This is a genomic window from Streptomyces sp. NPDC046909 (genome assembly GCF_040644695.1).
In the GTDB taxonomy this organism is placed as follows: domain Bacteria; phylum Actinomycetota; class Actinomycetes; order Streptomycetales; family Streptomycetaceae; genus Streptomyces.
Window position 1 is genome coordinate 108,815 of sequence record NZ_JBEYXC010000005.1, and the last position, 17,331, is coordinate 126,145.

Consider the following 17,331-nt stretch of genomic DNA (forward strand, 5'->3'; position numbering starts at 1 on the left):
ACACCCTGTAACGTCGCCGACCTGAGCGCGCGCAGTCAGGGGAATCGCATGGAGTACTACGACCTCGGCACCCACACCCGCACGGTCACGACCACGTCCCCCGAGGCCCAGCTGTGGTTCGACCGGGGGCTGGTGTGGACGTACGCCTTCAACCACGAGGAGGCCGTCGTCTGCTTCGAGGCGGCCGCCGCGGCCGATCCGGAGTGCGCGATGGCGTACTGGGGCATCGCCTACGCCCTCGGCCCCAACTACAACAAGCCGTGGGAGTTCTTCGACGGGGACGACCTCGTACGGACCGTCGAGCGCACCCATGCCGCGGTGGAGCTGGCCCACGAGAAGGCGCAGGCCGCCGGTACGCCCGTCGAGCGGGCGTTGATCGGCGCCCTGCGGGCCCGCTACCCGCAGGCGAAGGCGGTCGAGGACTGCTCGGTGTGGAACGCGCCGTACGCCGACAGCATGCGCGCCGTCCACGACCTCGCCCCCGACGACCTGGACATCGCCACGCTGTACGCCGACGCGCTGATGAACCTGACCCCTTGGCAGCTGTGGAACCTCAGGACCGGTGAGCCGGCGCAGGGCTCGCGCGCCCTGGAGGCCAAGGTGGTACTCGACGGCGCGCTCGCGACGGACTCCGGCGCCCGCCACCCGGGGCTGCTGCACCTGTACATCCACCTGATGGAGATGTCCCGGGAGCCCGAGACCGCCCTGCCCGTCGCCGACCGGCTGCGCGGCCTGGTGCCCGACGCGGGGCATCTCCAGCACATGCCGACCCACCTGGACGTCCTGTGCGGTGACTACCGCCGTGTCGTCGCCGACAACAGCGCCGCCATCGTCGCCGACGAGAAGTTCCACGCCCGGGCGGGGGCGATGAACTTTTACACCCTCTACCGCTCGCACAACCTCCACTTCAAGATCTACGGCGCCATGTTCCTCGGCCAGTCCCGGACCGCCCTCGACACCGCCGCCGCACTGGAGGCGTCCGTCCCGGAGGAACTGCTGCGCGTCCAGAGCCCGCCCATGGCCGACTGGCTGGAGGGCTTCCTCGCCATGCGGGTGCATGTGCTGATCCGCTTCGGCCGCTGGCCCGACATCCTCCGACTGCCGCTGCCCGCCGACCCCGAGCTGTACAGCGTGACCACCGCGATGCTGCGCTACGCCCGCGGCGTCGCCCTGTCGGCTACCGGGAGGGTGGAGGAGGCCGAGGCCGAACGCGGGCTGTTCCACGCGGCCGTGACCCGCGTACCCGAGACGCGCATGCTGTTCAACAACACCTGCGCCGACATCCTCGCCATCGCCTCGGCGATGCTCGACGGTGAACTCGAGTACCGCAAAGGCAACTTCGACGCCGCCTTCGCCGCCCTGGAGCGGTCGATCGAGCTCGACGACACCCTGCCCTACGACGAGCCCTGGGGCTGGATGCAGCCCACCCGGCACGCCTACGGCGCCCTCCTCCTGGAACAGGGGCGGGTCGCGGAGGCCGAGGCCGTCTACCGTGCCGACCTGGGACTCGACGACACACTCCCGCGCGCCGTCCAGCACCCGGGCAACGTCTGGGCCCTGCACGGCTTCCACGAATGCCTGGTCCGGCTCGGCAGGACGGGAGAGGCGCGGATCGTGGCCCAGCAACTGAAGATCGCCGTCGCGCTGGCGGACGTACCGATCGAGGCGTCCTGCTTCTGCCGGACCAACACCGGATCCGAGAGCGGTACGGGCACCGACTGCTGCTCCTCAGGACCCTGACCGCACCCCCGACGCCAACTCCACCAACTCCTCGTCCGTCAGCAGCCGCCCCCGCTCCGCCATCGACTCCCGTGCCCGGACCAGCACTTGGTCCACCTCCGCGTGGGTCAGCTCCACCCCCGCCCGTGCCAGCTTGTCGGCGAGCGTGTACGGCCCGCTGTCCGGAGTGAACGGCACCGTGCGCTCGTTGCCGACGAGCGTCGGCTCCAGGCAGTTGTGCAGGAGCGGATCGACCTCGGTCTCCTGAGTGATGAGGTCCATGCCGCCCCAGCAGAAGGCGTGAGTGCCGGTGACCGGGTGGTTCCAGGCGGGGTGATAGCCCGTCAGGGCCTCGGCGGTGCGGGCGAGTTCGGTCAGCCGCTCGGTCCTGATGCCCGTGTGCACCCCGTACAGCGCCTCGAAGGCGAGGGCGGTCGCCGCGAGGTCCGCGTTGCCGGGGCCGCCGCAGTAGCCGTTGACCGACAGCTCGACGGCCGTGGCCCCGGCGCGGACGGCGGCCACCGCGCAACCCACCGCCAGGCCGAAGGTGTTGTGGGGGTGCAGCCCCACCTCGACTCCGGGCGCGAGCGTCCGGGTGAGCCGTACGAGATGGCCGTACGCCTCCGGGCTCATCGCCCCGGGGCCGTCGAAGAGGGTGAGTTCCGTGGCCCCGGCCTCGGCCAGCACGGTGACGGACTCCGCGTGGGTCTCCTCGGTGGCGTAGGAGACCATCAGCAGCGGGACCACGACGTCCAGGCCGCGTTCCCTTGCGTACGAGATCAGGCGGGCGGCGCGGGTCAGTACGGCGGACCGGTCGCGCGGTGTCGTGTCGGTGCGCCACTCCTCGCCGCGCCAGGCCTGGGCGTAGACCGGAGCCTGGTAGATCAGCGCGGTCTCGCCGAAGCCCTGTACCCACACCTGGACGGCGTCGTAGCCCGCGGCCGCGGCCCGGTCGATGTCCTCGGGGGAGCGCATCAACGGGCACACGATCCGGCACTCCGCGTTCTCGCCCTTGACCAGCTCCACCTCGGCCTTGAGCGCCGTGGCCTCCCGTCCGCCGAGGCCCGCCGTCACCACCTCGGGCACCCCGCTCGCCACCAGCCGGCGCAGGAACGCCTCCTTGGCGTCGGCGGACGCCACGACACCGGGGAGCGTCTCCACCGAACGCAGGGTCGCGTCGCGCAACCGGACCGACGGCGGCAGTGAACCGACCACGTCCGTACGGCGGTTGAGCGGGCTGACCGACCAGCGCCCGGGTTCGTACGCGCCGGGTTCGCGCCGCGCCGCGAGTTCCGTGCGGAAACGGGCGATCTCGTCAGGGGTGAACACGGGTGGCTTGTCCATACGGCCATCCAAACTCGGTGTCGACACTAAAGGCAATACATCTGCGTTGAGAGCCTAGATGTTTACTTTCTGTCGACACCTCGCTAGAACTGTCGACAGTTTCGTCCCCCAGGAAGGGAGAACTTCCGTGATCCAAGACCTGCCCGACCGACGCCGGGGCCGCCTCGCGGGCCGGGTCGCCGTCATCGGCGGCGCCGGCAGTGTGGGCCCCGGCTGGGGCAACGGCCGCGCCACCGCGGTGATCTTCGCCCGGGAGGGCGCCACCGTCTTCCTGGCCGACCGGGACAAGGAGTCCCTGGAGGTCACCGCACGCCAGATCCGCGACGAGGGCGGCAGCGCGCACACCGCCGTCCTCGATGTCACCGAACCCGCCGCCGTCGATGCCTACTTCGCGGACTGCGAGGGTGAGGCCGGACGGATCGACATCCTCGTCAACAACGTCGGCGGCTCCCGTGCGGGCGGCGCGGTCGAGCTGAGCCTCGACGACTGGGAGAGCCAGCTCCGGACCAATCTGACCAGCGCCTTCCTCGCCTGCAAGCACGTCATCCCGGTCATGCGGCGCGGCGGCGGGGGCGCCATCGTCAACACCGCCTCGGCGTCCGGGCTGCGCTGGACGGGCGCGGCGCAGGTCGGATACGCGGCGGCCAAGGCCGCGGTCATCCAGCTGTCCCGGGTCACCGCCGTCGAGTACGCGCCCGACAACATCCGCGTCAACACGGTCGTCCCCGGCCAGCTGCACACCCCGATGGTCGAGGCCCGCCTCGCCCACCAACGTGCCGACGGGGACGTGGAAAAGCTCCTCGAACAGCGGCAGGCCCGGATCCCGCTCGGCTTCATGGGCGACGGCCGCGACACCGCGTACGCGGCGCTCTTCCTCGCCTCCGACGAGGCACGCTTCGTCACCGGCACCGAGATCGTCGTCGACGGCGGAATGACGGCGCGCTGTGACTGAACCCGCCCTTCAGGTGTCCCCGGGCTGCCCGCCCCCGCACCCCGCCCCGCGCAGGCCGGCCCTGGCGCTGCCCCGGGACAGCTGCGACGCCCACTGCCACATCCTCGGCCCCGCCGACGTCTTCTCGTACGCGCCGGACCGCACCTTCACCCCCCTCGACGCGCCCAAGGAACAACTGAGCGCCCTGCACGCGCACTTGGGGATCACGCGGGCGGTGGTCGTGCAGTCCTCCTGTCACGGCCACGACCACGCCGTACTCCTGGACGCGCTGCGATCAGGCGACGGGCGGCTGCGGGGTGTGGCGCTCATCGGCGAGTCGACGCGGAGAGGTGACATCGAGGAGCTCCACCGTGCCGGGGTGCGTGCGTTCCGGCTCAACTTCCTTCCCCACCTGCGCACTCCGCCGACCCGGGCCGAGATCGACTCGGTCCTCGAACGAGTCGACGGACTCGGCTGGGCGGCCCAACTCCACGTCCAGGGCGAGGAGATCGCGGGCCTTGACACCGTCGTGCGGGAGCTGCCCGGACGCGTGGTCATCGATCACATGGGCCGTGTCGACCTCGCCGAGGGGTTCGACGGCCCGGCCCCGCGGAGCCTGCGCGCCCTGCTCGACACCGGGCGCGTCTGGGTCAAGGTCAGCGGTGTCGACCGGATCTCGCGCCAAGGGCCGCCCTACGGCGACGCCGTGGCCCTGGCCGCCTCCCTGGTGGCGCACGCACCCGAGCGCGTGGTGTGGGGCACCGACTATCCGCACGTCAACATCGTCGGCGAGGCCCCCGACGACGGCCTCCTCGTCGACCTCGTCGAGCGCATCGCACCCGACCCCGCGCATCTGCGGCGGCTGCTCGTCGACAACCCGGCCGAGCTCTATGACTTCCCGTCAGCTTCCTGAGCTTCCTGAGAGAGCGATATGAGTTCACTAGTGTCGGCAGAGATAGCAGGTATTTCGCTGTCACATCCCTTGAAGCGCCAAAGTGTCGACAGTAGTGTCCCGACTCGAACCCCACGTGAGGAGAACGGCCATGCCTGAGCTTCCCCGCGACAGGCTCCTCCGACGCGGCGAGCCGGCGTACGAACAGGCCCGTCTCGACGCCGTCTGGAACGAGCGCAAGCCCGACCGCCACCCGGACGTCATCGTGCTCGCGGAGACCGAGGAGGACGTGCTCGCCGCCGTGCGTCTCGCCCGGCGCGAGGACCTGCGGATCGGGATCCGGTCCGGCGGTCACAGCTGGGTGGGCAACGGAGTGCGCGAGGGCGGGATGCTGCTCGACCTCTCACGCCTGAAGGGCATCGGCGTCGATCCCGCGACCCGCACCGCCGCCGTCCAACCGGCCGTGACAGGACCGGCGTTGCTCGCACGGCTCGCCCCCCACGGCCTGTTCTTCCCGACCGGGCACGCACCCACCGTCGGCATCGGCGGCTTCCTCCTCGGCGGCGGCTACGGCTGGGACTCACGGCGCCTCGGCCCCGCCTGTCTGAGCATCCGCGCCGTCGACGTCGTCCTCGCCGACGGCACCCTCGTCCACGCCACCGACGACACCCACCCCGACCTCCTGTGGGCGGCCCGCGGCAGCGGCCCCGGCTTCTTCGGCGTCGTCACCCGCTTCCACCTCGACCTGCACGACCTGCCCCACCGCATCCTGCGCACCGCCCACACCTACCCCCTCGACCTCCTCGACGAGGTACTCGCCTGGTCGTACGACACCCTCGAACTCCTGTCACCCGCCGTCGAGTTCTCGGCGAAGGTCGGCTTCTCACCCTGGCTGGAGCAGCAGACGGTCTCGATCACGGCCACCGCCTTCTGCGACACCGACGAGAACCCCCTCGCCCCGCTGGAGGACGCCCCCTTCCGGGACCGGGCCGTGCGCGCTGTGGTCGCGGAGGAGACGAGCATGGCCGAGCTGTACGACTACGCCGACCGCATGACCCCGCCCGGGATGCGCTGGGCCCTCGACGGGATCTGGACCGACGAACCCGTCGAGAAGGTCCTGGACGCCGCCCGGCCGCTGTTCGCCGCCATCCCCGACACCACCAGCCATGTGCTGTGGATGCTCTGGGGCGGCTTCCCGGAGCGGCCCGACGCCTGCTGGTCCAGCCAGGCCAAGCTCTACCTCTCGCCCAACGCGGGCTGGACCGACCCCGCCGAGGACCTGGCCCACGAGCACTGGACGCACGGCCTGCTCGCCGACATCCAGCACCTCTCCAAGGGTCTCCAGTTCTCGGACAACAACCTCGCCGACCGCTTCGACCACGGACTCAGCCCGGCCAACTCCGCACGCCTGGAACGGATCCGGGCCGCGTACGACCCCGACGGCCTGTTCCGGACCTATATGACCCCGCAGGAATCCACGACCGCCTACGCCGCCGCGGGACGCGCGCGGACCCACTGAAGGAGAGCCGTTCCATGGACACCACCACCAGAACCCCGCGGCGCCGCACCCTGTTCGCCCTCTCCGCGCTGGCCGTCACGCTCTCGCTCACCGTCACCGCCTGCGGCGGCGACTCGGACGCCGCCACCACCAGCGACGGCAAGGCCGAGATCACCGTCCTGCGCTCCAACGGCGCCATCTTCGAACCCCTCTACATCGCCGAGCAGCAGGGCTACTTCAAGGACGCGGGCCTCGACGTCACCATCAAGGCCGGCGCCCAGGACACCTCCCAGAACGCCCCCTCCGTCCTCAACGGCGAGGCCCAGTTCGCCATGACGGACAGCTCCGGCTTCCTCAAGGGCGCCGCCCAGGACATGCCCATACGCGTCGTCACCGGCCTCCAGTCGGCGACGACGAAGACCGACCCCACCGACGGACTCCTGGTGAAGAAGGACAGCGAGATCGAGTCCTTCAAGGACCTGGAGGGCAAGACCGTCGGCATCTCCGCGCTCGGCGGCACCATCCAGTTCATCTGCGAGTACCTCGTGCAGAAGGCCGGCGGCGACCCTGGCAAGGTCAAGTTCGTGGCCCTGCCGACGACTTCGCTCACCGACGCCGCCACCTCCGGCAAGACCGACGCCGTCTTCTCCTTCGGCCCCTTCTACTTCGCCGGCCTCGACGGCGGCCTGCGCTCCATCGGCAACGGCATGAACGACGTACCCGGCATGGTCCAGGGCCTGCTGTTCTCCAGCCAGGAGTACCTGGCGAAGAACGAGGACACGGCGAAGAAGTTCATCGACGCGGTCGCCAAGGCCATCGACTACGCCAACGCCCACCACGACGCCGTCAAGGCGATCGACAAGAAGTACACCCAGGTCCCCGCCGCCTTCATCGACGCGCACGACACCAACTACTACGACAAGAACCTCAACACCACCGTCATGCGCACGGTGATCACCAAGATGCACGAGTTCGACCTGCTCGACAACGAGCCCAAGGACGACGCGATCTACTGGGACGAGGCCCCGACCTCGGCCGGGGAGTAGCGATGGCCAAGGTCCGACTGCTGCAACTCGGTGCCGTCGTCGCCGTGTTGCTGCTGTGGGCGCTCGTCGCCGCCGTGGGCGTGGTCAGCTCGACCGCGCTCCCGGGCCCCGGCTCCGTGGCCGCCGCCCTCGCCGACCTCCTCGGCAGCGGCACCTTCTGGGAAGCGGTGGGGGAGACCCTGCGCGGCGCGGTCACCGGACTCGTCGTGGCGATCGCGATCGGCATCCCGCTCGGTCTGCTGACCGGCGTGTACGCGGCCGCCGAGGAGTCCTCCCGACTGCTCATGGAGATCCTCAGGTCGTTCCCCGTGATCGCCCTGCTGCCGGTGTTCCTGCTGGTCCTCGGCTCGACCCCGGGCATGAAGGCGACCGTCGTCTTCATCGCCTGCGTCTTCCCGGTGCTGCTCCAGGCCCAGTACGGAGCCCGCAGCGTCAGCCAGGCCGTGCACGAGACCGCGCGCGGCTACCGCATCCCCTGGCTGCTGCGACTGCGCCGGGTCGTCCTGCCCGCCGCGGCCCCCTCGATCATGACGGGCCTGCGGCTGGCCGCGACGACCTCGGTCCTGGTCTCCATCGGCGTCGAGGTGCTCACCACGCTCCCCGGCATCGGCCACATGATCATGGAGTCCCAGCAGGCGGGCGCCTCCGCACGGGCCTACGCCTACATCCTCACCGCCGGAACCATCGGCTACACGATCACCCTGCTCGCGCAGACCGCCGAACACCGGCTGCTGCGCTGGCGCCCGCCCACCCGCACGGGAGAGGAGTAGCCGCATGCCCTGGAAGCCGATCCTGCGCCAACTCTGGCTCCCCGCCCTGGTGTTCCTCGTCCTGCTGGTGTCGACCGCCGGCAGCACCAGCTTCTACTTCCCGCCCCTGACCGAGGTCCTCACCACCCTGTGGGACGAACTCCTGCACGGCGGCCTCGTCGGCGACCTCCTCTTCAGCCTGCGCAACATCCTGTGCGGGCTGGCCCTCGCCACCGTCGTGGGGGTCGGCGCGGGCCTCGTCATCGGTGAGATCCGGACCCTGCGCCTGGCCACCGGACCTCTCCTCGACTTCGCCCGCGCCACCCCCACGGTCGGTTTCGTGCCCGTCATCATCCTCACCCTGGGCATCGGCTCCGGACCGAAGATCTTCCTCATCTTCCTGGGCTCGGTCTGGCCGATCCTCCTCAACACCGTCAGCGGCGTGCAGGGCATCGGCCCCGCCGTCCACGAGACCGCGCGCGGCTACCGCATCCCCTGGCCGCTGCGCCTGCGCCGGGTCATCCTGCCCGGCGCACTGCCCCAGATCCTCGCGGGCATCCGGGTCGCCCTGTCCATCGCCGTCGTCCTCATGGTCGTCAGCGAGATTTACGGATCGCCCGTGGGCCTGGGCAACTTCATCCTCCAGAGCGGCTCCAGCTTCCACGTCGCCGAGACCTGGGCCGGAACCGTCCTCATCGGCATCCTCGGGTACGCCCTGAGCGTGCTGCTCCTCCTCGTCGAACACCGACTGCTCGGCTGGTACCACGAGCGCGCCCCCCGGACCCGCTCGCCGCGACCGGCGGTCACCGAGCGCATCGAGAGCAACGGAGTCGTCGTATGACACGCGGATCCACCCTGTACGTCGAGGACCTCTCCATGTCCTTCGGGGACCACCGGGTGCTCGACGGCCTGACCCTGAGCGTCGACCCGGGGGAGTCCGTGTGCGTCGTCGGCCCCTCCGGCGCCGGCAAGACGACCCTCCTGCGCTGCCTCGCCGGACTGACCCGCCCCACCTCCGGCCGGGTCCGCTACGGCGACCAGCCCCTGACCGAACCGCACCCCGACATCGCCGTCGTCTCCCAGGACTACCGCGGCTCCCTGCTGCCGTGGCTGCGCGCCTGGGACAACGTGGCCTTCCCGCTCCAGGGCCGAGGCGTCAAGAAGGCCGTACGCAAGCGGCGGGCCCTGGAGTGCCTGGAGGCGGTGGGCCTGCCGGACGTCGGTGACAAGTACCCGTGGCAGCTCTCCGGCGGTATGCAGCAGCGGGTCGCGACCGCGCGCGGACTGGCGTACGACGCCCCGGTGCTGCTGATGGACGAGCCGTTCGGGTCGGTCGACGCGCAGTCCCGCTTCGACCTGGAGGACCTCACGCTGCGGCTGCGCAGGGAACTCGGCATCACCGTCCTCGTGGTCACCCACGACATCGACGAGGCCGTCTACCTCGGCGACCGCGTCATCGTCCTCGGCGGCAGGCCCACCGCCGTCCTCGACAACCTCACCGTCCCGCTCGGCCCCGACCGCGACCAGCTCACCACCCGGGCCGACCCCCGCTTCGCCGAACTGCGCACCCGGGTCCTCGCCCGGATCCGCGGCGAGAAGGTGCCGTCCGGGCCGGCGACGGCACGCGCGTGACCTCCAGGTTCGACCACGTCGGCATCTCCGTGCCGGACCTGTCGGCCGCCGTCGTCTGGTACCGCAGGGCACTGCACCTCACCGAGGAACGTGCCTTCGCGGTTCCCGGCACCGATCTGCGCGGGGTGATGCTCCGTCACCCCAGCGGCTACCGCGTCGAGTTGCTGCACCGCCCGGCCGCCGCACCGGGCATCGCGGCCGACAGCCCCGTGACGGCCGCGGGCACGCTCGGCTACGGCCACCTCTGCCTGAGTGTCGACACTCCTGGCGAGGTCGACACGGAGTTCGCCCGGCTCGTCGCCGCGGGCGCGGGCGCACGGATGAGCCCGTGTCCCGCACCCCGGCCGGATGCCCGTATGGCGTTCGTGTCCGACCCGTTCGGCAATCTCATCGAACTGATCAACCGGACCCCCTGACCGTCCGGTTCTCCTGCCCCTCATCCCGGCCGACCGCCACCCCCGCGGTCAGCCATGCCTGAAAACACCGAGAACAAGGGAGTTCACGTGACAGACACCAGCAGGCCAGTCCCAGAGGTCACCTACCGGGCCCGTCCCCGCGCCCTGCTCGTGGCGGTGGCCGCCGCCTTCGCGCCGACGCTCGTCGTCCCCGCGAGCGCCCACGCAGCCACCACCAAGGCCGGCAAGCGGATCACCGTCGCCTCCGGGCAGACCCTGGAACTGACCGCGACGACGACCGCGACCCGCCTCACCATCGCCGAGGGCGGCTTCATCACCGTCCCCGACGGCTACAGCCTCACCCTCACCGTCAACGGCGTGGAGACCGGCAGCGAACTCGCCGCGCTCACCGATGGATACGGCGGCGTCGCCACCGCGATCGCCGCCGGCACCTACCGCGGCACCATCGTCCTGACGGTCGCCGAGGCCAACGACCTGACCTACTCCACCCTCACCCTGCCCTTCCGGCAGGCGCTCTACGTCGACGCCGACGGGGTCGACGAGTCCAAGTCCGTGCCCTCCGACGTGCTCGGCGGCACCGTCACCGACACCGGCGCCTCCGGCATCACCCTCACCTCCAACGGCGAGGCCTTCAACGGCGTCTACGTCACCGGCGGCGGCAGTTACACGCTCACCGACCCGACGATCGCCTTCGACGGCAACGGCCGCTGCGACTTCATCGGTTACGGCGCATCCGTGGTCGGCACCGGCTCGGGAACCACACTCGTCCTGGACGGGGCGAACATCAGCAACGTGGGCGTGGTCCGTACGGCGGTCATCGCCGACGCCACCGCCAACGTGATCGTGAAGAACTCCACCCTGCACTGCGCCGACGGGGTCGTCCCCGACGAGTACCCGGCCGCGGGCACCGGCGACACCCGCTACATGATCACCGTGCCGTGGATGCTCGGCCTGTCCGGCAACGTCCGCACCACCAACCTGCTCGGCGCGAGCACCAAGGCCTCCTACATCAACTCCACGATCTCCTCGGAGAAGTGGGGCGCCCTGTCCGTCGACGGCGGCAGCTACTGCACGCTCACCGCGATCAACAGCACCATCGCCAACACCGGTGGCCAGGGCTACGGTTCGTACGCCATCGGCAACGTCACCGAGCACTTCCTCGGCTGCACCTTCGACGTCGGCGACTACGCCCTCATCCACTGGGGCGCCTCCGCCCACTACGGGGACAGCACCGCGAGCGCGGTGGCCGCGCTCAACTCCTCCCTCGGTATCGGCCTCACCTCCGCCGAACTGAGCGCCCTGCCCGAGAAGTCGACCACGATCGACGCCGGCCGCTTCATGGTCCTGTGGTACGCGGCGGGTTCCGTCACCATCGACGGCGGCACCACGGTCAACACCGGCGAGACCACGTTCGTGTCCAAGGCGGTCGCGGGCACCGTCACCGTCGACGGCTCGGACGGCGCGACGATCAACTCGGGCAACGGCGTCATCTTCCAGCTCATGGACACCGACCGGCCGAGCAGCGTCACCGTGTCGGGCCAGCCCCGGTCCTCGGAGACCATCGGCACCTACACGGAGCCCACCGGCTCCCCGACGAAGTCCTCCAGCTGGGTCACCACCAGCTCCCAGTCCACCGACGCGAAGGGCACGTTCACCGACATCGACCTGACCGGCGACTTCTACAACTCGGTCTGGGGCGGCGGCAACGCGAGCCTCCAGGGCCAGAACCTCTCGCTCTCCTTCACCCGTTCCACCATCGAGGGCGTCATCTCCGCGAGCACCGCCAAGCACAGCGTCTCCACCATCACCAAGGACACCTACCGTGAGATCAGTGAGGTCACCAACACCCCGAGCGCGGTCGTCAACAACGGCGTCCTCGTGACCCTGGGCAGCGGCTCCACCTGGACCGTGACGGGAACCTCGTACCTGAGCTCCCTGACCCTCGCCTCGGGCGCGTCGGTGACGGCGCCCTCGGGCAAGACGGTCACCCTGACGGTCGGCGGTACGACCACGGCGATCGAGGCCGGCAAGACGTACACGGGGGCCCTCACCCTGACCGTGGCGTAGCCGCACGAGGGGCGCCGGCCCCCGGGACGCGCATCGGGTCCCGGGGGCCGGCGCCCGCGCACGGGCCGGCTAGAGCGGCGGCGCGTACGCGTACCCTTCGGCGTCGATGGTCCGCGTGTCGAGCACGTCCCGCACGCTCACGGCCGGGTCCCCGGAGAAGTCGGGCAGAAGCGCCTTGACATGGGACGTCACCAGCGTGTCGTACCCCGGTGTCGTACCGACCCAGGGCCACATCCGGTCGTCCCGGGCGTGGCCGGGCGGCTGCGGGTCGTGGGTGAACGGGGAGAGCTGCTGCGGCGGCGGATAGTGGTCCTGCGGCTTGGAGCCGGGGACGGCGGCGAGGCGCCGGGCCTGCCAGTTCGCCCACAGCCGGTCCACGTTGGCGTGGTGGAGCCAGAAGACGGGGTCGTTGGGCGAGAAGGCACCGGACATATGGCCGCCGATGAAGTTGTGCCCGGTGTTGTGCGTGGGCACGAACACCTGGGCGCCGTTGTCGTCGCGGCCCATGAAGCCCTCTTCGAGGGCCGCCCAGAAGTACCAGAAGGGGTGGACGCCGGGCTGCTGGAGTACGAGCTGTTCGAGCCGGGCGATGTGGGTCCTCCCGGGCGGCCACTCCGCCACGTCACTGCCTCGGGCCAGGCTCGTCCCGAAGGATTCCTCCAGGAGCGGATGGACCGCGTACCCGGTCACTCCCACGATGTCCGTCGGCCACCAGGCGGGACGCTCGGGAGGCGGAACGGGGTTGCGCAGCACGCTGTCGGCGAGCGGTTCGGGCTCGTCCGAGGTGAGGGAGCCGAGGAAGTCCCCGGTGAACAGCTTGGCGGTGGCGCCCGCGTGATCGGTCCAGTCCCAGTACGGGACGGTGACGCCGGGGACCTCGGCCTGGAGCGCCTTCTCGAACCGCCGGAGGTACTGGCGGTGCCAGGGGCAGAAGCCGATGTTCCAGTGCCCGTAGTTGACGGTCGTGCCGGGCGGGGATCCCGGTGGGACGACGGCCATGACCGCGGAGTGCAGGGCGACGAACTGGTCGTAGACGTTCAGACCCGCGGGCCCGGAGGAAGCGGGGCGGTGCTTGAGGCGGATGACGGCCTCAAGGAACCGGTCCCGCTCCTCGTCGGTGAGGTCGACCGCGTTCTTACGGATGTCCATGGCCGCCCCCTTCAGCGGGGTGTGCGTGCTGGTGTTCGAGATGTCCGGTGGCCGGGACGCCGTACAGACCGGCGAAGAACGGGCGCGCGGGATCGTCGGTCAGTAGCCGGCCGATCAGCGCCCGGAACGTCTCACCGGTCCGCGTCCGCAGGGCCAGCTCGCTCTGGTACATGCTCGCGGGGCCCAGTCCGACGCTGAGCAGGACCCCGGAGCGGTTCGACTCGACGCCGATCTCCGCCGGCCGCACTCCGACGAGACCGCAGTGGACAGTCCCCTCCAGGCTCTCGGCGAGCTCTGCGACGCGGTGCGCTGTGCAGCCGTCGAACGGCGAGAGGGTGGTGACGAGGACCAGACGGTCGATGAGCATCCGGGGACCGGTGACGACGATCCGCACCTCGGGAACGTCGACGACCAGGTCCACCAGTGAGGCGCCCCCCTTGGTGAGGGCGACCGTCGTACTGTCGGCAGAGGCTGTTGTCATGTACTGAGCGTCACGCCGGTCGTGCGACAGCGCGACTCAGGGCGTCCGAATGAGGGCTCCGAACCGCCTCTGTTGCCGAGAAACGATCTAGGAGCCTACCGTCGGGTCCATGGCAGACGACGAACCCACACGCGCGGCACGGCTGTTGGAGGCCCAGGCGAAGGCCGTACGGCTCTTCGCGGAGATCGAGGACCGTGGCCTGATTGCGGCGGGGCGAGCGGAGCGGGACGTCAGCGACCGTGTCCGTGATCTGGCGAACGAGCTGTTCGGCACGACCAGGCACTGGCACAAGCGGATCGTGCGCTCGGGGCCCAACACGCTGAAGCCGTACCGGGAGAACCCGCCGGACCGGGTGATCGGCACGGACGACATCGTGTTCGCCGACTTCGGGCCCATCTTCGAGGAGTACGAGGCCGACTTCGGCCGGACCTTCGTGCTGGGCGACGACCCGGTCAAGCACCGGCTGCGGGACGACCTGCCGGAGATCTTCGCGGCGGGCAAGCGGTACTTCGCCGACCACCCCGACAGCACCGGCAAGCGGCTGTACGCCGAGGTGGAGCGGCTGGCCGCCGAGCACGGCTGGGAGCTGGGCGGCTGGCACGCCGGGCACCTGGTCGGGGAGTTCCCGCACGAATGGATCGACGGCGCGGACGTGGAGTCGTACATCACGCCCGCCAACGACACCCCGCTGCGGCGCACCGACAAGGCCGGGCGCCGCTGCCACTGGATCCTGGAGATCCATCTCATCGACGGGGAGCGGGAGTTCGGCGGCTTCCACGAGGAGCTGCTGACCCTCTGAGCCGGGCGGAGCCGGCCACTCCCGGTACGCGTCCGGGCGGTGGCCCCGGCCCTACGCGCCGATCATGTTGTAGCCGCCGTCGGCCACCAGGAAGCCACCCGTGATGTGGTGGGCGTCCTCCGTGGCGAGGAACAGCGCGGCCCCCGCAAGCTCCTCGGGCCCGGGGATCCGCCCCATCGGCGTGGCCGCGCGCAGCACGTCACCGCGCCCGCCCTTCCAGTCCTCCCGCCCCAGCGTCGCCGCCGTCTCGATGAACCCGGGCGCGAAGACGTTCACCCGCACCCGGGGCGCGAAGGCGTGGGCGTACGACTTGGTCAGCCCGATGATCCCGTACTTCGCCGCCGCGTACTGCGGAGCCCGCGCACTGCCCCGGACCACCACGGTGGAGCCGATGTTGACGATGGCGCCGCCCTCCTCCTGCTCCAGCATCCGTGCCCCGAACTCATGGGTGCACAGCAGCGTGCCCTTGATGTCGACGGCGAGGACGTGGTCGATGGACTCCTCGGTGATGTCCCGCCAGGACATCTGCTCGCGCGCCACGTCCCCGACGTTGTTCACCGCCACGTCGAGACGTCCGAAGTGCGCCCACACCTCGTCCGCGAGCCGCTTGATCTGGTCGTGCTCGGCGATGTCGGCCTGCACGACACAGGCCTTGCGGCCGAGCGCGGCGATCCTCTCGGCCGTCGCCTCGGCGCCCTCGCGGGAACTGCGGTAGTGGACGGCGACATCGGCACCCTCCTGAGCGGCCCGTACGGCGATCTCGGCACCGAATCCGGTGCCGGCGCCGGTGACGAGGACGGTCTTGCCGTGGAAGCGGCCGGGGACGGTGGTCATACGGGCTCCGTTCGTGAAGTCTGGTCGATTGAAGAAGTCCGGTCGGGAGGAAGGGAGTTCATACGAGGGTGCGGCCGCCGTCGACGTACAGCACCTGCCCGGTGACGAACGCGGACTCGGCGGAGGCGAGGAAGAGGACCGGCCCGGTGAGGTCGTCGGGGCGGCCCAGGCGCCCGGCGGGGACGAGTGACTCCAGGGAGTCGCGCATGCCGGGGGTGGCGAGGTAGTCGCGGGTGAGGTCGGTCTCGGTGTAGCCGGGGGCGACCGCGTTGACGGTGACGCCGTGCGGGGCCCATTCGCGGGCCATGACCCGCAGCAGCTGGTTGATGCCGCCCTTGGTGGCGGCGTACGGGGCGTGGTGCCTGTGGGCGAGGAGGCCGGAGACGGAGGAGAGGTAGACGACCCGCCCGTAGCCGCTCGGCACCATGACGGCCCCGACGGCCCGGCCGAGATGGAAGGCGCTGGTGAGGTTGACGGCGATCAGCCGGTCCCACACCTCGTCCGGAGTCTCCAGCACGGGCCGCCGGTCATTGACCCCGACGGCATGCACGAACACGTCGATGCCGCCCAGCAGTTGGCGGGCCTCGGCGACGGCCGCGCGGCAGGCGTCGGGTGAAGTGAGGTCGGCGGCAAGGCTGTTGACGCCCGTCTCGGCGAGCTTGTCCTTGTCCACGTCGAGTACGACGACCGTCGCTCCCGCCGCCGAGAGCTCCCGGGCGATCACCGTTCCGATCCCGCCCGCGCCGGCGACCAGGGCGCGGGTGCCCGTGAAGTCCCATGTAGTGCGCATGCTCTGGACCGTAAGCCCTGCCTGTGATTTGTGTCCACACTTTGCGCAGCTATTGACGATCAATGGCCGTCTGGGCAGGCTGAGTGTCGACAGTTAAGGAGTGATCCGATGAAGCTGGTGACATTCGACGACGGTCTCGTCGGCCGGATCGACGGCGACACCGTCGTGGAACTGGACGTGGCGTCCACCCGGGCATTCTTCGAGCGCGAAGGCCAAGTGGGGGAGACCGGGCGGACGTTCGCGCTCGCCGACGTGAAACTGCGCGCGCCGATCGTGCCCAGGAAGTTCTTCCACACGGCCGGCAACTTCCGTGAACACCACGACGACCTGGTCCGGGTCGACTGGTCCCACCCGGTCAACAAGGGCATCGTCTTCTTCCAGAACGTCGACGCGATCATCGGCCCCGACGAGCCGATCGTGTACCCCGCGAACCTCACCCGGGAACTGGACTACGAGCTCGAACTCGCCGTCGTCATCGGCAAACCGGGCCGCTTCTTCTCCGCCGACCAGGCCGCCGAGCACATCGCAGGCTATCTCGTCTTCAACGACATCACCGCACGCGACATCCAGCGCCGCGAGATGGAGTCCGGGGTCTTCTCCTTCTCCAAGGCCATCGAGACCTTCTGCCCGATCGGCCCGTACATCGTCACCGCCGACGAGATCGACGACCCCCACGACCTCGACATGGAGCTCCGGGTCAACGGCGACGTCCGCCAGAAGTCCAACACCGCCCGGATGTCGGTGTCGATCCCGCAACTCGTCGCCTACCACTCCCCGCAGACCTACAGCGCCGGCGACATCATCACCACCGGCACCATCGCCGGGGTCGCCGCGAGCACCGACGACCCCTTCGCGAACTACCTCAAGCCCGGGGACGTCGTCGAGGCCGAGATCGAGGGCCTGGGCATCCTGCGCAACCCGGTCGTCTCCTGGTCGGAGGCGTACGGCACCGAAGAGCCGCCTGCGGAGAACTGGGTCTGATCG

At 70.3% G+C, this 17,331-nt stretch carries 17 protein-coding genes; 12 read left to right on the top strand and 5 right to left on the bottom strand.

Going from position 1 to position 17,331, the window contains the following annotated elements; genetic code table 11:
- The first annotated feature begins 48 nt into the window (after positions 1-48).
- Complete coding sequence (locus ABZ928_RS17540; RefSeq protein WP_361519134.1) at positions 49-1,740, top strand: hypothetical protein; 1,692 nt, start codon at positions 49-51, stop codon at positions 1,738-1,740.
- Here the strand turns inward: ABZ928_RS17540 and ABZ928_RS17545 are convergent.
- Positions 1,729-3,063: a hypothetical protein gene (locus ABZ928_RS17545; RefSeq protein ID WP_361519136.1), complete on the bottom strand. Its 1,335-nt coding sequence runs from the start codon at positions 3,061-3,063 to the stop codon at positions 1,729-1,731. The genes ABZ928_RS17540 and ABZ928_RS17545 overlap by 12 nt on opposite strands.
- Before the next feature lie 127 nt (positions 3,064-3,190).
- Here ABZ928_RS17545 and ABZ928_RS17550 point away from each other — a divergent pair, with 127 nt between their 5' ends.
- The 9 genes from ABZ928_RS17550 (at position 3,191) to ABZ928_RS17590 (ending at position 12,294) form a co-directional block, all read left to right on the top strand.
- Positions 3,191-4,015 (top strand): SDR family NAD(P)-dependent oxidoreductase, encoded by an 825-nt coding sequence (locus tag ABZ928_RS17550; protein ID WP_361519138.1) that lies wholly within the window; start codon positions 3,191-3,193, stop codon positions 4,013-4,015.
- Complete coding sequence (locus ABZ928_RS17555; RefSeq protein ID WP_361519140.1) at positions 4,008-4,907, top strand: amidohydrolase family protein; 900 nt, start codon at positions 4,008-4,010, stop codon at positions 4,905-4,907. The genes ABZ928_RS17550 and ABZ928_RS17555 overlap by 8 nt, the downstream gene beginning before the upstream one ends.
- Positions 4,908-5,037: 130 nt before the next feature.
- Entirely contained in the window at positions 5,038-6,405 is a 1,368-nt protein-coding gene (locus tag ABZ928_RS17560) for an FAD-binding oxidoreductase (RefSeq protein ID WP_361519142.1), read from the top strand.
- Positions 6,406-6,419: 14 nt separating this feature from the next.
- Positions 6,420-7,430, top strand: coding sequence for an ABC transporter substrate-binding protein (locus tag ABZ928_RS17565; protein WP_361519144.1), 1,011 nt, complete (start codon positions 6,420-6,422; stop codon positions 7,428-7,430).
- Between the two features lie 2 nt (positions 7,431-7,432).
- On the top strand, positions 7,433-8,200 hold the full coding sequence (locus tag ABZ928_RS17570) for an ABC transporter permease (RefSeq protein ID WP_361519146.1): 768 nt from the start codon (positions 7,433-7,435) through the stop codon (positions 8,198-8,200).
- Between the two features lie 4 nt (positions 8,201-8,204).
- Positions 8,205-9,020, top strand: a complete 816-nt coding sequence (locus tag ABZ928_RS17575) for an ABC transporter permease (protein ID WP_361519148.1) — start codon at positions 8,205-8,207, stop codon at positions 9,018-9,020.
- Positions 9,017-9,811, top strand: coding sequence for an ABC transporter ATP-binding protein (locus tag ABZ928_RS17580; RefSeq protein ID WP_361519150.1), 795 nt, complete (start codon positions 9,017-9,019; stop codon positions 9,809-9,811). Before ABZ928_RS17575 ends, ABZ928_RS17580 begins: the two co-directional genes overlap by 4 nt.
- Positions 9,808-10,227 carry a VOC family protein gene (locus ABZ928_RS17585; RefSeq protein WP_361519152.1) on the top strand — a complete coding sequence of 140 codons (420 nt, stop codon included), beginning with the start codon at positions 9,808-9,810 and terminating at the stop codon, positions 10,225-10,227. Before ABZ928_RS17580 ends, ABZ928_RS17585 begins: the two co-directional genes overlap by 4 nt.
- 87 nt (positions 10,228-10,314) lie before the next feature.
- Complete coding sequence (locus ABZ928_RS17590) at positions 10,315-12,294, top strand: hypothetical protein (RefSeq protein ID WP_361519154.1); 1,980 nt, start codon at positions 10,315-10,317, stop codon at positions 12,292-12,294.
- Between the two features lie 69 nt (positions 12,295-12,363).
- Here the strand turns inward: ABZ928_RS17590 and ABZ928_RS17595 are convergent, their stop codons facing one another.
- Both ABZ928_RS17595 and ABZ928_RS17600 read right to left on the bottom strand, forming a co-directional pair.
- A complete protein-coding gene (locus ABZ928_RS17595; protein ID WP_361519156.1) occupies positions 12,364-13,443 on the bottom strand; it encodes a tyrosinase family protein in 1,080 nt (359 codons plus the stop codon).
- A complete protein-coding gene (locus ABZ928_RS17600) occupies positions 13,430-13,924 on the bottom strand; it encodes a hypothetical protein (protein WP_361519158.1) in 495 nt (164 codons plus the stop codon). The genes ABZ928_RS17595 and ABZ928_RS17600 overlap by 14 nt, the downstream gene beginning before the upstream one ends.
- Before the next feature lie 109 nt (positions 13,925-14,033).
- Between ABZ928_RS17600 and ABZ928_RS17605 the strand changes: the two genes are divergently transcribed.
- On the top strand, positions 14,034-14,723 hold the full coding sequence (locus ABZ928_RS17605; RefSeq protein ID WP_361519160.1) for a M24 family metallopeptidase: 690 nt from the start codon (positions 14,034-14,036) through the stop codon (positions 14,721-14,723).
- Positions 14,724-14,774: 51 nt separating this feature from the next.
- On the opposite strand, the gene ABZ928_RS17610 is transcribed toward ABZ928_RS17605, so the two are convergent.
- Both ABZ928_RS17610 and ABZ928_RS17615 read right to left on the bottom strand, forming a co-directional pair.
- The gene (locus ABZ928_RS17610) at positions 14,775-15,557 is read right to left on the bottom strand and encodes an SDR family oxidoreductase (protein WP_361519162.1); all 783 of its coding nucleotides are present in this window, start codon (positions 15,555-15,557) and stop codon (positions 14,775-14,777) included.
- 58 nt (positions 15,558-15,615) lie between these two features.
- Positions 15,616-16,347 carry an SDR family oxidoreductase gene (locus tag ABZ928_RS17615; RefSeq protein ID WP_361519163.1) on the bottom strand — a complete coding sequence of 244 codons (732 nt, stop codon included), beginning with the start codon at positions 16,345-16,347 and terminating at the stop codon, positions 15,616-15,618.
- 108 nt (positions 16,348-16,455) lie between these two features.
- Here ABZ928_RS17615 and ABZ928_RS17620 point away from each other — a divergent pair, with 108 nt between their 5' ends.
- Entirely contained in the window at positions 16,456-17,328 is an 873-nt protein-coding gene (locus ABZ928_RS17620) for a fumarylacetoacetate hydrolase family protein (RefSeq protein ID WP_361519165.1), read from the top strand.
- Positions 17,329-17,331 lie beyond the last annotated feature (3 nt).

Excerpts from the sequence above, each read along its gene's own strand:
- ABZ928_RS17540 (WP_361519134.1), top strand. The coding sequence starts at position 49 with ATGGAGTACTACGACCTCGGCACCCACACCCGCACGGTCACGACCACG.
- ABZ928_RS17545 (WP_361519136.1), bottom strand. The coding sequence starts at position 3,063 with ATGGACAAGCCACCCGTGTTCACCCCTGACGAGATCGCCCGTTTCCGC.
- ABZ928_RS17560 (WP_361519142.1), top strand. The coding sequence starts at position 5,038 with ATGCCTGAGCTTCCCCGCGACAGGCTCCTCCGACGCGGCGAGCCGGCG.
- ABZ928_RS17565 (WP_361519144.1), top strand. The coding sequence starts at position 6,420 with ATGGACACCACCACCAGAACCCCGCGGCGCCGCACCCTGTTCGCCCTC.
- ABZ928_RS17570 (WP_361519146.1), top strand. The coding sequence starts at position 7,433 with ATGGCCAAGGTCCGACTGCTGCAACTCGGTGCCGTCGTCGCCGTGTTG.
- ABZ928_RS17575 (WP_361519148.1), top strand. The coding sequence starts at position 8,205 with ATGCCCTGGAAGCCGATCCTGCGCCAACTCTGGCTCCCCGCCCTGGTG.
- ABZ928_RS17580 (WP_361519150.1), top strand. The coding sequence starts at position 9,017 with ATGACACGCGGATCCACCCTGTACGTCGAGGACCTCTCCATGTCCTTC.
- ABZ928_RS17595 (WP_361519156.1), bottom strand. The coding sequence starts at position 13,443 with ATGGACATCCGTAAGAACGCGGTCGACCTCACCGACGAGGAGCGGGAC.
- ABZ928_RS17600 (WP_361519158.1), bottom strand. The coding sequence starts at position 13,924 with ATGACAACAGCCTCTGCCGACAGTACGACGGTCGCCCTCACCAAGGGG.
- ABZ928_RS17605 (WP_361519160.1), top strand. The coding sequence starts at position 14,034 with ATGGCAGACGACGAACCCACACGCGCGGCACGGCTGTTGGAGGCCCAG.
- ABZ928_RS17610 (WP_361519162.1), bottom strand. The coding sequence starts at position 15,557 with ATGACCACCGTCCCCGGCCGCTTCCACGGCAAGACCGTCCTCGTCACC.
- ABZ928_RS17615 (WP_361519163.1), bottom strand. The coding sequence starts at position 16,347 with ATGCGCACTACATGGGACTTCACGGGCACCCGCGCCCTGGTCGCCGGC.
- ABZ928_RS17620 (WP_361519165.1), top strand. The coding sequence starts at position 16,456 with ATGAAGCTGGTGACATTCGACGACGGTCTCGTCGGCCGGATCGACGGC.